Annotated in this window: 12 protein-coding genes; 8 read left to right on the top strand and 4 right to left on the bottom strand. The window is 39.6% G+C overall.

Translation table 11 applies throughout. The features are described from left to right. Window positions 1–49: 49 nt before the first annotated feature. The 4 genes from B2906_RS00190 to tilS all read right to left on the bottom strand — a co-directional run bounded on the left by B2906_RS00190 (window position 50) and on the right by tilS (window position 5,840). Window positions 50–2,755 carry a hypothetical protein gene (locus B2906_RS00190; protein ID WP_219956891.1) on the bottom strand — a complete coding sequence of 902 codons (2,706 nt, stop codon included), beginning with the start codon at window positions 2,753–2,755 and terminating at the stop codon, window positions 50–52. Window positions 2,756–2,853: 98 nt separating this feature from the next. Next, entirely contained in the window at window positions 2,854–3,789 is a 936-nt protein-coding gene (gene mdh / locus B2906_RS00185; RefSeq protein WP_219956890.1) for a malate dehydrogenase, read from the bottom strand. Between the two features lie 213 nt (window positions 3,790–4,002). Next, the gene (locus B2906_RS00180; protein WP_219956889.1) at window positions 4,003–4,518 is read right to left on the bottom strand and encodes a Crp/Fnr family transcriptional regulator; all 516 of its coding nucleotides are present in this window, start codon (window positions 4,516–4,518) and stop codon (window positions 4,003–4,005) included. Further along, on the bottom strand, window positions 4,518–5,840 hold the full coding sequence (tilS, locus tag B2906_RS00175) for a tRNA lysidine(34) synthetase TilS (protein WP_219956888.1): 1,323 nt from the start codon (window positions 5,838–5,840) through the stop codon (window positions 4,518–4,520). Before tilS ends, B2906_RS00180 begins: the two co-directional genes overlap by 1 nt. 48 nt (window positions 5,841–5,888) lie before the next feature. Between tilS and B2906_RS00170 the strand changes: the two genes are divergently transcribed. The 8 genes from B2906_RS00170 to B2906_RS00135 all read left to right on the top strand — a co-directional run bounded on the left by B2906_RS00170 (window position 5,889) and on the right by B2906_RS00135 (window position 14,426). Continuing rightward, window positions 5,889–7,550, top strand: coding sequence for an OstA-like protein (locus tag B2906_RS00170; protein WP_219956887.1), 1,662 nt, complete (start codon window positions 5,889–5,891; stop codon window positions 7,548–7,550). Between the two features lie 145 nt (window positions 7,551–7,695). After that, window positions 7,696–8,412, top strand: coding sequence for a T9SS type A sorting domain-containing protein (locus B2906_RS00165; RefSeq protein ID WP_091652931.1), 717 nt, complete (start codon window positions 7,696–7,698; stop codon window positions 8,410–8,412). A gap of 62 nt (window positions 8,413–8,474) precedes the next feature. Next, window positions 8,475–9,386, top strand: coding sequence for an outer membrane protein assembly factor BamD (locus B2906_RS00160; RefSeq protein ID WP_370627633.1), 912 nt, complete (start codon window positions 8,475–8,477; stop codon window positions 9,384–9,386). 15 nt (window positions 9,387–9,401) lie between these two features. Next, window positions 9,402–9,716, top strand: coding sequence for a DNA-directed RNA polymerase subunit omega (locus B2906_RS00155; protein ID WP_091652937.1), 315 nt, complete (start codon window positions 9,402–9,404; stop codon window positions 9,714–9,716). A gap of 2 nt (window positions 9,717–9,718) precedes the next feature. Then, a complete protein-coding gene (gene coaBC, locus B2906_RS00150) occupies window positions 9,719–10,933 on the top strand; it encodes a bifunctional phosphopantothenoylcysteine decarboxylase/phosphopantothenate--cysteine ligase CoaBC (RefSeq protein ID WP_219956885.1) in 1,215 nt (404 codons plus the stop codon). Window positions 10,934–10,956: 23 nt separating this feature from the next. Beyond that, window positions 10,957–11,859, top strand: a complete 903-nt coding sequence (locus B2906_RS00145; protein ID WP_091652943.1) for a DUF4835 family protein — start codon at window positions 10,957–10,959, stop codon at window positions 11,857–11,859. Between the two features lie 36 nt (window positions 11,860–11,895). Then, the gene (gene recN, locus B2906_RS00140) at window positions 11,896–13,548 is read left to right on the top strand and encodes a DNA repair protein RecN (RefSeq protein ID WP_219956884.1); all 1,653 of its coding nucleotides are present in this window, start codon (window positions 11,896–11,898) and stop codon (window positions 13,546–13,548) included. 62 nt (window positions 13,549–13,610) lie between these two features. Then, the gene (locus tag B2906_RS00135; RefSeq protein WP_091652950.1) at window positions 13,611–14,426 is read left to right on the top strand and encodes an enoyl-ACP reductase FabI; all 816 of its coding nucleotides are present in this window, start codon (window positions 13,611–13,613) and stop codon (window positions 14,424–14,426) included. Window positions 14,427–14,502 lie beyond the last annotated feature (76 nt).

Below are 14,502 nucleotides of genomic sequence, written 5' to 3'. Positions count from 1 at the left end.
ATTCCCGCAAAGGTACTCAATTTAGAAGCCTAGGGCAATTTAAAATCAATTAGTCGCTTAATTGATAGGTAGTCAGATAATTCCCGCTGATGGTTCTGATTAAATATTGACCTAGGTTAGCCTGATAGCTGATTTCCAGTTTGCCCAGACTTTCAGGAGGGAGCTGCGTCAAAAGATTTCCGCTCATATCGTAGAGGTAAGAAAACTCCTGCAAGGGATCCGTAATCACTATTATTTTCCTTCCTGATCCAAAATCGAAATATTGGTATTTTAAATTACCTTCTGCAACCCGAACAGAAAAGAGTTCTTCCTCTTCTCGGTTCATCACTTTGATTTGATTGAAGTTTCTGGAAATAATCACAAAATCCATCTCTTGCTGATCTGGTACTAGGACAAAATCATTGTCTTTGTCCTCAATGATCAATTGATTTCTATAGGAGACTTCCCCATCAAAGTTGACATGGATGATTTCTCCATTGGAGGAAATGGCTGAAAGGAAAAAGCCGGCACTTCCTGCAGTTCTATTGTAAACTAAACCTGAACTTAATTCATCTGTAAGCTTGATTGGGCTGCCGCTTTGCTTTTCGCCTCTCCTGTTGAAAAGAAATAGAGATCCAGACTCAGTGCTGGCAACCATGAAGTCTCCCTTACCAGGCACCCTATAGTGAGTAGGAGGGGAAACGGTTTTTCCTCCAATCTGAAGTGGGTTCCAGCCTTCCAGTCTTTCCCCGGTTTTATCCAACAGATACAGGCTTCCCTGTTCTGTACTTAGGAAATATCGATATTCCTTGTTGTTATCGTAGTCTACAAGATTCAGATGTCTTATTTTTTCGGAATTAAACCTGAAAGGATAATTGGGTAAAGGATTACCCAATCGGTCAATTCCATAAATAGCATCAGAGGTAGCTAAAAGGGCTTGAAGTTTTCCGTTTTTGTAATAGTCTATCTGGAAAACATCTGAAACAATAGGTCCGGAGAGCTTTTGATTGTAAACAATTTCGCCGGCAGAATTTATCAGATAGACCACATTTTCCTGATCCTGTACAATTATGTCCTCTGTTCCATCCTGATAATTACTGATAGCCTGGGGCCCGAATATTAATTTGCTGTTAAATGGGATTTTGCTTTCAGCCTTCAAGCTGACCATGGTCTCGGTCTTGATTTCTTTGATGTCAGTGCTAGCTAAAGGCAAAATCAAAGTTGCCCGACGTTCATCTCCTATCTGATTAATTTTAAAACTGACATAGGGGAAGGCCTGAAATGCTGACGCATATTTCTGCAAAAAGGTGCTCCAAGAGGGGTTTGCGAGTTTGGTCCAGGAATCCCAGATTTTTGAGGTCAAATAAATCCTTGAAAAACCGGAAGTTGGACTAAGTGCTTTTTTTGCTTCTGGGGCTCTTTGTTCATTAGCCCAATTGTTTTGGTTTTGGTAATCATCCAAAATCAGCTTCATTGCTTGTTGGGAGTTGGCAAAAATCAAAAGCTCATCTACTTGTGTGATGAAGGTTTGATTGAATCCAAAAAATTTTCCTTTGAAAAGATGAGCAGGAAACTCTTCATCTCCCACATATAGGATTTCCTTATTAGCATAAAAGTCTGTAGTTTGACTCCCTTGTGAATTGACGAAATTTCTGAGAAGATCAAATGCTTGTTGGCTTTCAGAGCTTCGCGCCAATAGCGCCAAGTTTTGACTGGATCCACCAAAGGCCTCCAATTCTAAAAGGTAAAGTTCACCAGTAAAGCTGTCGAGAAAACCACGGTCCACTAAATTTCTTTGTACTTCTGCCAAAAAAGTGGATTTCCCTGAAAAGGCTCTATTTTCCAAAGCCTGCGTCTCAAAAATGCTTTGCAGATTAAACTGGGTCACGGAATAGGTGGCCATGGAAATGGCTTTCTGTATTTCTGTGAGGTTTGCAGAGATTGATGGGGTGAAATTAATATTTTCCTGAAGGAAAATAGGGCCTTCCATCCTGATTTCTCCCTCTTCCAAGGAAATTTCAAGTCCAGTGACTGCTTCTATATTTTGGAGGCTTCTAACTGCAAGGCTTTCCCTTTGATTCCCCACGCCTCTTAATAAACTCCCAAGCCCTTTTCCGCTTACCCATAAGGTTGGTCTGCTTTTAGTGTTTTGCTGGTTTTTTGGGATGAGATCCTGATAGGTTGGAAGTTCTGGGTTAATGAAATTTCGAATGGCTTCTTCTATCAATAAAGAAGACTGTGAGGCAACGATTACCGACCCCAAAAATGAAAAGCTCCAACTGCGCGTATTTTTTTCATCGAAATACTCAATCACAGGTTGATCAGAATAACTTCTGGTACTTAACCTTGCACCTTTTGGAAGCTTTTGAGTAATCTCTTCCTGGAGATTTTGACCAGTTCCTTCTGATGCCTGAAGAGTGAAGAGCAAGTCAAAGTTTTCGGAACCCGTGGGATGATAACTTACCGTGAAAGTATTCTTATTGAGAAGTTGGTTGATTTTTCCACTGTTTCCGGTAAGGCTATCTAAGGTGATTAAGTGAGATGATAGCTTTTGGAAGGCAGGGTAATTTTTGAAAATATTCCAGGAAGGATGAGCGACTAGCTCATTCCAAAAATCTCCTGTTTGTTGCGACTCTAAGACAAAAACTGCATCCTGACTGAGTAGTTCGAGATTACTAATTTTAGAGGAAGAAAAATACTTGGTATAAACCCAATATCCAGCAGCAGCCAGGGTTAAAACAGTAAGGAGAACAAGTAAGCTTTTCCAGATTTTCACTTAGTCGGTTTTAGTCTTCTCTGAAATTAACAAAAATCAGACCCGAGACGCAAGGTATTCCAAGCATCTCGGGTCATTTATTGTGAGTTCAGAAAGAATTACTTGGATAAACCATCCAATACATTCATCACTTCTTTCACGTGACCTCTAGAAGTTTCTAGCAATGCTTTTTCTTCAGCGTTTAGGTCTAGTTCGATCACTTTCTCGATACCATTTTTACCAAGAATTACAGGCACACCTAGGTAGCAGTCATCGATTCCGTATTCACCTTCCAGTTTGATACAAACAGGGAATACTCTTCTTTGATTTTTCAAAATAGCTTCTACCATCTGAGCAGCTGCAGATCCTGGCGCATACCAAGCAGAAGTACCCATCAATTTCACCAATTCTCCACCTCCGAATTTGGTTCTTTCAATGATTGCATCCAGTTTGTCTTTTGCGATCAATTCTGTCACCGGGATACCTGCCACTGTAGTATATCTAGGAAGAGGAACCATGGTATCACCATGACCACCCATCAGAATTGCCTGAATTTCTTTTCCAGAAACGTTCAGTTCATCGGCTAAGAAAGCTCTGTATCTGGCAGTATCCAAGATACCAGCCATACCCATTACCTTGTTTCTTGGAAGTTTTGATGTCAAATGCGCCTGATAAGTCATTACGTCAAGTGGGTTGGATACCACGATAATGATTGCATTCGGAGAATGCTTGATCACATTTTCAGTTACGGATTTTACGATTCCTGCATTGGTCTCGATCAAGTCATCACGAGTCATTCCCGGTTTACGAGGTAGACCAGACGTGATTACAACCACATCAGAATTTGCGGTTTTGCTGTAATCATTAGTGCTTCCTACAGTTCTGGAGTCGTACTGATTGATAGGAGCCTTTTGCCAAATATCCAAGGCCTTGCCTTCAGCAACTCCCTCTTTGATATCTACCAAAACAATTTCTTCAGCGATTTCTCGATAGGCTAATACGTCAGCGCAGGTTGCTCCTACGTTACCAGCCCCTACTACGGTTACTTTGCTCATGATATATTGATTTTTTTATTGATAAAGCCTTTAAAAAGCGGCGCTAAGTTATTAAACAATGAACGGATTAGAAACCCTCAGGCCAATACTTTGTTTATCGGCTTTCTGAAGGGATAAATTAATGGTTAAGCTTTTAGATTTTCTGAAAGGATTTCCAAATTCAATCAAGCTTGGATGATTTTCCTCAAGGATCAATTTCCTAATTGATTATTCTCATTCAAACATCTGCCTCAAGCTGAAGAAGCCAAACGATTCTCTGTAGGACCTGAATAGCCTCTGATTGTTTTCGTTGTAATATTCTGCCAATGATGTCATCATTTTAGCTTTGATTTTTGGATTGGAATCGAAGATTTCCTGGATAGCAAAATGAGGAATCACGATCAGATCTGCTTCATCGGATGATACGATGGCTGTATAGGTTCTTTTTGCATTTTCCAAAAGAGAATTCTCCCCGAAGGCTTCTCCTTTGTTAATTTCCAAAATTGACTCAAAATTATCCTTGATATCAATGGTTAGGATTACCTGACCTTTTTTCACCAGATATAAAGCCTGACTCGGATCCTTGCTGAAAAATATCACTTCGTCTTTGGCATATTTTCTCTGATGCATAGCGGGAAGAAAACGAGCCATTTCCTTATTTCTCAGACGCTCAAAAAACTTGATCATCCGCAGGAAATCAAAAGTTTTCTGATCTTCCTCTGTATAAGTTTTAGAAAATGGGTTCAGCATCAGGATAAATGTTTGATGTAATAAATTTTTCTGGTGGAGGCATCACACTTAGCCCAGTCGGCAATTCTGTAACCGATTACCCATGCGATTTTTCCGTTGGAGATCAATACCTTCACTTTGGATTTTTCTGCCAGAGATACTTTCAAATCTATCAAAAAGTCTGAGATTTTCTTGCTGTTTTTCATTCCTAATGGAATAAATCGATCTCCCAATTCCCAGCTTCTGATTTCCAGTGGAAAATCCAATTTTTCAAAATCCAACATGGCATTTTCCCTCAATGTATCCATCCTTGAGCCAGTATCCATCTTGATCAACTCGTAGCGGTCTTCTTCGATAGTTAAACCAATATCATCTCTGTTGATCTCAATAGGATCGAAGTTTTGATGCTTAGGACTTAAAATAACTTCCTCTCGGTCAATACTTGCTTGGTAAGCTCCAGTTTCAAAGATTTTTCCTGCTTGAGGATTACTACAAGCATCAACTATTCCTTCAGCCTGATCTGAATTAAACCCAAATGGTTTGAGCCAGTGAAAAACCAAAGAAACTGCACCAGGGGTGTTTTGAATGGCATGAAATGGTAGAAATTGGTAATCCCCATCAACTCGGATTTGATCCTTTTTCCAGTTTTCAAAAAGATGATTAAAAGCTTTGGCAGAGTCCTTTAGTCTTACAAAGCTGCCCAATATATTTTTCCGGGCATCACTGGCTACTTCATATAAAGCAGGCAAGGCTTCCAATCTCAATTTATTTCGCTTGTAATCTGTTTTGAGATTTGAGCTATCCTCTCTCCAGCTTATTCCGTTTTCTTTTGCATAATTCTCGATTTCGCCTCTGCTAAATGGAAGTAGAGGACGTATGAGTAAGCCTTTTCTGTCGGCCATACCCTGTATGCCTTCCATGCCGGTTCCTCTTAAAAGGTTTAAAAAAATGGTTTCCAGTTGATCATCCTCCTGATGAGCCAATATGATTCCGGAAAGTTTTCTTTCAGTATTCAGCTTTTCGAACCAAGCGTATCGAATTTCCCTGGCAGCCATCTGAATTGAAATCTTCTTTTCCTCTGCCACCGCCATTGCATCAGCATGGTGGTTGTGAAGGCGAAGCTGATTTTTCTCTGCCCATTTTTTTACAAATTCTTCGTCCCCGTCGCTCTCATGACTTCTTAATCCAAAATTGACATGGGCAACTTCAAACTGAATATCCGATTTGAGCAATAAATCCCCCAATACCATGCTGTCTATTCCTCCGCTGCAGGCAAAAAGATAGCTGAAGTTCTCATCTAAAAGAGACTTTTGGCGTATATGCTCTTTAAAAGCTGTAATCATTGATCAAAAATAGCTTTTTCTACTAATTTTGCCCACTTGAATTCATCAATGAAAAAATCCCCGTTCAGTTTCCTTTCCGTTTTGATTTTCACCCTTTGGACTTTTTCGTCTTTTGGGCAGGGAACCAATACGCTGGAAATTTTGAAAGCTGACTCCCTAAAAGGTGCAAATGGTTTCGAAAGATTGCTGGGGTCTGTTCGGATGAAGAATCAGAATACACTAATTTCCTGTGACTCGGCTCATTTTTTCAGAACGAGCAACATGGCAAAACTTTATGGAAGAGTTTTGATAGAGGATCAGGAAGATCCGGTCACCACCCGAAGTACTTATGCTGAATACGATGGAAATACTAAGTTGGCCAAGCTGAGAAATAAGGTGGTTTTCACCAATGGAGAAACCACGCTTTACACAGATTATCTCAACTACGATAGAGCTCAAAATATAGCCACTTATTTCAACAAAGGGAAGGTGGTAGACTCGACCAACGTACTGACCAGTGAAAGAGGTAGGTATGAAGTGAATCGGGAACGTATCACTTTTTTGGATAAGGTGGTCTTAGTGAATCCAGATTACACCATGAAAACTGAATATCTGGTGTATCTGACAATCCCCAAAACTGCAGAGACCAAAGGGTTGACTAACCTGGTATCAAAAGAAGGTAATACGCTGGATGCTCAGAAAGGGAGTTTTTATGACACTCAAAATAAGAATTTCCGATTTTTTGACGGGGTAGTGGAGACTGAGACTAGTAGAGTGAAAGCGGAAGAGCTTTTGTACAAAGAGCTGGAAGCGTATTATGAAGGAAAAGAGAATGTCCGAGTTTTTAACAAGGAAAGGCAAGTTGAGATTTTTGGGGATGTAGGCCAATATTGGGAGGATAGAGGATATAGCTTGGTGCATGGTAAAGCTTTGGTAAGAAGATACTTCGAAAAAGATACGCTTTATTTAACTGCAGATACCTTGATTTCTCAGGATCATGAGTCGGATTCTGCAAAGTATTTATTGGCTTTTCATTCTATAAATTTAATCAAAGCCGACCTGTCCGGGATTGCGGATTCTTTGGTTTATAATTACAATGATTCCACCATTCAACTGTTTCAAGACCCAGTCATATGGAATCAAAAAAGCCAGATTTCTGCTGATTCTATGGTTTTTTATATTGAAAATGAAGAGTTGAAACGGGTCTTTATGAAGGAAAAGGCTTTTGCCATAATGACTGATACTTTGACAAACTTCAATCAAATGAAAGGCAGGAAGATGACTGGCTTTTTTGAGGAAGGGCAAATCAGTAAACTGAATATTGAAGGGAATGGAGAGTCATTATATTTTGCGCTGGAGGGCGATACTTTGACTCAGGGTGTCAACCGAACCTTGTCAGCCACTATTGAATTAAAGTTCAAAGAAGGAGCAATTAAGCGTGTGAAGTATGATATTAAGCCTGATGGGCGTTTTATTCCAGTGCAAAAATTGGATGAAAAGAGCTCAAGACTCGATGGCTTTTTATGGAGGTTGGAGGAAAAACCAGTTTTGGATTCAATTTTCGCTTGGAGACCGGTAATTGAAATCGATCCTAATCAAAAAAATCTTTTTAATGAACCTAATGCGGAAATCAGGATGCCGACCGAAGAGGAAATACAAAAATCACTGGAAAAAAGAGGTTTGAATAAGAAAAAACCTGTTTTAACACCTCTGAAGACTAAGAACAACTGAGGTAACGAATAAGTCTAAAAAATATTTTAAGGAGGTTAACAACAATTAACCCAAATTTTTTACCGAAAGACTATCCTCGACATAAATTTGTACGTATATTCATTGAAGTATAAACAACTCAAGGGCTTATCGATTAAAACTTTACATGAAGAATTTTCTCAAACTTTTCGCGTGGCTAGTGCTTGCGTTTCCGCTATTTTCGGAAGCTCAGCAAGTTCATGTGCTTAGTGAAAGTTTGGATTTTTCAGGCTCTATAGGCACTTCCCAAAGAAAAACTGTAATTCTTCAAAATGAATCCGATAAGACAAAAACCTTTTTCTTGAAAAATTTGGTTGGAAATATCGGTTCCTCTCAAAAAATGAAAGTTTGTATAGGGGAGCAGTGTTATGATGCCAAAAGAGATTTGGCTAAAATCAAATTAACTCTTAAGCCTGGTGAAATTGTGACAGATTTTTACCTGGATTTTGAAATGGGAATTGCTGAAACGAGAGGTTCTTTCGATTTGGTTTTTGTCAATGTAGATAATTTGAGAGAATCTTTCTTGGTGGAAGCAGAATATAATGTCAACAATCCTAATAAAAAGGCAGATGGCTTTGATTATGAGGATTTGACCCTTTCAGATGTATATCCTAATCCGAGCAATCGTATCGCACAGCTGGATTACGATATCAAGAATGAAAAAGCGAAAGCAAAAATTACAATTAACAGCTTTATCGGAAATCCAGTAGCTGAATATGAGTTAGATCCGGAAAGAAACACCCTGGTCATCAATGTTTCTGACTTCAATCCCGGAGTTTATTTCTACACTCTTTTTGTAAACAATAAAAATATTGTGACCAAAAAGCTCGTTGTGAAGAAGTAATTTAGATCCCATCCTATCCATTTGAATACCAATTAATATCCCGTATATTTGCGGTCTTGAAAATGAACATGCGCTTACAGTACCTTAATCTTCTTCTAGTAATCCTTTTATTAGGCTCATGCGGCCCTTTCAGCAAGTTGGAAAAAAGTACCAACTGGGAAGAGCTCTACAACGGAGCAAATAAATATTATCAGGAGGGAGAATATAATAAAGCAATCATCTTGTATGACAAGGTTTTACCGGTGATTCGTGGAAGTGAAAAAGCCGAATTGGCTGATTACAACTATGCAAACTGTCACTTCAAAACCAAAAGGTATATTGAGGCAGCAGGGTATTTCAATAATTTCTATAGAACATACAATCGAAGCCCTTTAGCAGAAGAGGCTTTGTTTATGCATGCGTATTCTCTCTATCTAGATGCTCCTGATTATAATCTGGATCAGCAAAGCAGCAGAGAGGCCGTAGCTGCCATTCAGCAGTTTGTGACCAGATTCCCTGGATCGGCTAGTTATGAAAGAGCTATAGAAATGCTTCAGGATTTGGAGCGGAGATTTGAAGAAAAAGCCTATCAAGAGGCTTCTATGTATTACAGATTAAAGGATGGGCTTTATCCTGGAGATTTTTACCGGGCTTGCATCATCAACTTTCAGAATTTTGCCAAGGACTATCCTGAAAGTAAATACAATGAAGAGTTAGCTTACAAATTGGTGGAGGTGAGCTCTGGATATGCTGAAAACAGTATTTTCAACAAAAAAGAGGAAAGATTGAATGATGCTATCAAGTTTGCATCCAATTTTTACCGCAGATACCCTGAGAGTAAATTTACCGCGCAGGTTAAAAACATAGAGACTGAAACTCGTCAGGAATTGGAGTCTCATCTCAAAAGGAAAAAAGAATTAGCTGAGAGGGCTGCCGAGGCTGAAAAAGCTAACGCAACTGCAGAAGTAGCTCAGATAAATAAAATTGATAATTAATTAAATTGATATAAAATGGCTACAAACCCATCCATCATCACAAGAGATTTGGATAAGGTTGCTGATCACACTGGCAACATTTACGAATCAATCCATATTATTGGACAGCGTGCTAAGCAGATTTCTACCAATTTGAAGGAAGAGTTGAATAACAAACTTTCCGAATTCGCATCTACGGTAGATAACTTAGAAGAAGTATTCGAAAACAAGGAGCAGATCGAAATCTCCAAGTTTTATGAAAGAATGCCTAAGCCGTCAACTCTTGCTATGGAAGAGTTTATGGAGAAAAAGGTGTTTTACAGATTCCCAGAGCAGGAAGAAGGCCAATAAAAATGAGCCTTAAAGGAAAGCGAATCATACTTGGCGTAACCGGTAGTATTGCCGCATACAAGTCTGCTTTTCTAACCCGCTTATTAGTCAAAGAAGGAGCAGAAGTGCAAATCATCATGAGCGCTTCTGCTCTTGATTTTATTACCCCATTGACATTATCTACCTTATCCAAGAGGCCTGTTTTACATCAATTCCAAAAAGATGAAACCGGCGAATGGAATAATCATGTTGACTTGGGGCTTTGGGCAGATTTAATTTTAGTTGCACCGATTAGTGCCAATACCTTAGCAAAGTTTGCTAACGGGATCTGTGACAACCTACTCACTGCTGTTTATTTATCTGCAAAATGTCCTGTTATGGTTGCCCCAGCCATGGATTTGGACATGTATCAACATCCATCGGTGCAAAAAAACATTCAAACACTCTCCAATTTTGGAAATTATATTTTGGAGGCGGAGTCGGGAGAATTGGCAAGCGGTCTTTCCGGTCAGGGAAGAATGATGGAGCCAGAACACATTTTGGAGGAACTTTTTAAATTCTTTCAAAAAAAAAATGATTTTTTAGGGAAAAAGGTCCTGATTACTATGGGACCTACTCAAGAAGCGATAGATCCAGTAAGGTATATCAGCAATCATTCCAGCGGCAAAATGGGATACGCCCTCGCAGAATCTTTTAAAAATAGAGGCGCTGATGTTTATGTGGTTTCAGGGCCAGTTTCAATTCCTATAGAAAAAGAGAAGTTCCAATGGGTCGATGTCAAATCAGCTCAAGAAATGTATGATGCAGCAAAATCTTTTCACACTGATTGTGATTATGCAGTTTTTACAGCAGCAGTAGCTGACTATGGACCTGCTGAAGTAGCCCCTGAAAAAATTAAGAAGAACGATTCTCAAATGAGTATTCAACTCAAAAAAAATGTGGATATCGCTCAATCATTAGGTGCAAATAAAAACCTTAATCAAATCCACGTTGGGTTTGCCTTGGAGACAGAGAATGAGTCAGAAAATGCTCAGGCTAAATTGAAAAAGAAAAACTTTGACCTCATTGTTCTCAATTCTATGAAAGAAAAAGGGGCAGGTTTTCGTTTAGATACCAACAAGGTTACCATTTTCACCAACAAAGCAGAAAAAATAGAATCTCCACTGGCTCCAAAAACTGAAATCGCAGAGTTTATTCTGGATGAAATCAAAAAATTGGAGCTTTGGGAAGAAGCCTGATAAATTCACTTATTTTTAGAGGAATGAAAAAACTGCTCTTCGCTATTCTTTTTTTAGGACTTGGATTGAGAGTTTCTGCTCAGGAACTCAATTTTACCGTTATCATTAACAGTGATCGGGCGAGGATACAGAATACCAATATTTTTGATCAGATGAAAACTTCTTTTGAGCAGTTTCTCAATGGGAGATCTTGGACTTCGGATGAATTTAGACCTGAAGAAAGAATTAAAGGAAACCTATTGATTACCATTAATGAGGTGCCTCAGGTTGGTATTTATTCAGCAACTGTTCAGATTCAAACTGTCCGACCCATCTATGGGACCGATTATGAAAGTTTGGTATTCAACTTTGCCGACAGAAATTGGAATTTTGAATTTATAGAGTCCCAGCCACTGGAGTTCAACCGTTTTACCTTTTTGAATAATATCAGTTCTCTTTTGGCATTCTATGCCAATATCGCTTTAGGATTGGATTATGATACCTTCGAAAATAAGGGGGGAGATCCATTTTTTGCGATTGCCAATGATATAGTAAACAATGCCCAGCAATCTGGTCGTGCAGGCTGGGTTCAAAGTACATCAGACCGTAGAAATCGCTATTGGTTGATCAATGATATTTACACTTCATCCGTTTTTTCCTCAATCAGAGAGGCTTATTATCTCTATCACCGACAGGGTTTGGATATTTTACAGATTGAGCCCGATCAAGCCTACAAAAACATTTTGGAGGCCATCAAACTGGTTGCGAATGCAAACAAAACTCAGCCCAATGGGATTTTCACTATATCATTTATGGATGCCAAAAGTGACGAGATTTCTAACGTGTTGAAGAATGCTCCGCTGGAAATTCGGACCGAAGCGGTGGAGTTGCTGCTTCAGGTGGATCCAAATAATGCCAGAAAGTACAATGAGCTGCTGAAAAGCTAAGCCTCTTTTTTTAGCTTTGTAATATTACAAAAAGTCATGCTAAAATCACTGAGTATTTCCAATTATGCCTTGATGGATGAGTTGCAAATGCAACCTAGCTCTGCCTTGAGCATGATTACGGGTGAGACTGGCGCTGGTAAATCAATTATGCTGGGTGCGGTGGGCTTGCTTTTGGGGAAAAGAGCTGATACCAAAGTGCTGTTGCATGAGGATAAAAAATGCATCATTGAAGGGATTTTTGAAATAGGTAATTATGGCTTAAATGCTTTTTTCGAAGCCCAAGAACTGGATTTTGATCATCAATGCATCATCCGAAGAGAAATCTCTCCTAGTGGTAAATCCAGATCCTTTATCAACGATACTCCTGTGCTTTTGGACGTTCTTAAGGAGCTAGGAGTAAAATTAATGGATGTTCATTCGCAACATGACACACTCCAACTCGCAGACGGTAACTATCAGCTGGGATTAGTGGATGCCTTTGCGCAAAGCTCGGGTGAACTCGAATCCTATAAAAAAGCCTTCCAACACTACAGAAGTATCAAGAAGGCCTTTGAGAAACTTCAAAAAGAGGCGGCAGATCTACAAAAGGAGGCTGACTTCAATCAATTTTTATTGGATGAATTGAGCGTACTGACCTTGCAAAAGGGCGAGCAGGAGGAGCTGGAATCCAGCCAGGAGATCCTTGAAAATGCGGAAGATATCAAGCTTCGAATCAATGAGATGTTGAATCTTTTTCACGAAGATCAAGTCGGCTTGATTCAGGGCTTGGGACAAGTGCAACAGGGACTACAGTCCTTGGCTCGTTTGGCTCATAAATTTTCCGGAATTCAGGAAAGATTTCAGGAGGCCTATATAGAAATGAAGGACCTTGCTGAGACTTTGGCCGATGAAGAAAGCAAAGTGGAGATTGATTTCGAAAAGCTGGAAGAGATTAGAGAAAGGTTAAGTAAGATTTACCAACTGCAAAAGAAGCATGGAGTAAATTCTGTAGAAGAGCTGATTCGAATTGAAAGCGAATTGGCTGACAAAGTTTTTCAGTTTCAGAATCTCGATGAGAATTTGGCTGAGGCAGAAAAGAAGCTCAAGCTATCTGAAAAAGAAATGCTGGACGCCGGAATGCTTTTGAGCGAAAAAAGAAAATCTTGTTTTAAGGCATTTGAATCCTCTTTGCAAGGGCTTTTGGGGGATTTGGGAATGGAGAATGCCAAAATTCAAATAGAACAAAAGAGTATACCTCCATCTGCCAGTGGATTGGATGAAATTGAGTTGTTATTTACTGCAAATAAAGGCTCCCAACCTCAAGCATTGAAAAAGGTGGCCTCGGGAGGGGAGTTCTCAAGATTGCTTTTTGGAATCAAGTACCTGATGGCTGATAAAATGGCTTTGCCTACTTTAATTTTTGATGAAATTGACACAGGGATTTCGGGAGAAGTTGCCTTGCAGATGGTAAGGATGATGAAAGAAATTTCCAAGAGGCACCAAGTGATCTGCATTACTCATTTACCACAAGTAGCGGCAAAAGGAGATAGACATTATTTTGTTTTCAAGGATAATCAATCTGAACGCACAGTCAGCAAAATCAAATTATTAAATGATTCGGAGCGGGTCGAAGAACTCGCAAAAATGATTGCCGGATCCAATCCTTCCTCCTCTGCAGTAGAGAGTGCTCGAGAGCTCTTGTTGAATTAAGGCGGCTATTCCCGGAAAATTCCTATTTTTACAGCGTATTTTTGACATCAATCAAAAGCTATATGCCAGAAAATTTGCTAAAAGGAAAAGTAGGGATCATCACTGGTGCCTTAGACGAAAACTCAATTGCCTGGAAAACAGCACTCAAGGCTAAAGAACAAGGTGCAAAGTTCGTGTTGACAAATGCTCCAATCGCCATGCGTATGGGAGCTATTAATGAGCTTGCAAAGGAATGTGACACAATTGTAATTCCGGCTGATGCCACTGTGGTGGAGGATATCGAGAAATTGTACACTGAAGCCAAGGAGTTTTTAGGAGCTGATTTTGACTTCCTCTTGCATTCAATAGGAATGTCGCCTAACATCAGAAAGGGACGCTCTTACGGTGAGCTGAATTACGATTGGCTGAATAAGTCCTACGACGTTTCTGCTATCTCATTTCATAAAATGATGCATGTGGCAGAGAAAATGGATGTGATGAAGGAGTGGGGTTCAATTGTAGGTTTGTCCTATATCGCCGCTCAAAGAGTATTCCCATTTTACACTGATATGGCAGATGCGAAAGCCTTATTGGAAAGCATAGCAAGAGGTTATGGCTATAGATTTGGAAAGCTTAAGAAAGTGAGAGTGAATACTATTTCCCAATCTCCAACCAAAACCACGGCAGGTACTGGAATTGGAGGATTTGACTCCTTCTTCAATTTTGCAGAGGCCTTATCTCCACTAGGAAATGCATCTGCGGATGCCTGTGCAGATTACATCGTGACCATGTTCTCTGATTTGACTAAAATGGTGACTATGCAAAACCTGTTTCATGATGGAGGATATTCTTTCACGGGAATTTCTGAGGATATCATGGAAAAGTTTAAAGACTTATAATTCTTTCTGATTCTCCACAATCATGCCAGTTGCCTTATTTTCTTTGCTTGACTGGTTGGAAGACCGATGACCGAAG

The organism is Algoriphagus sp. UBA3586, assembly GCF_002376385.1.
GTDB classification, from domain to species: Bacteria; Bacteroidota; Bacteroidia; order Cytophagales; family Cyclobacteriaceae; genus Algoriphagus; species Algoriphagus ornithinivorans.
The sequence above is the reverse complement of the archived record's forward strand: the minus strand, read 5'-3'. Positions and strand labels throughout refer to the sequence as shown.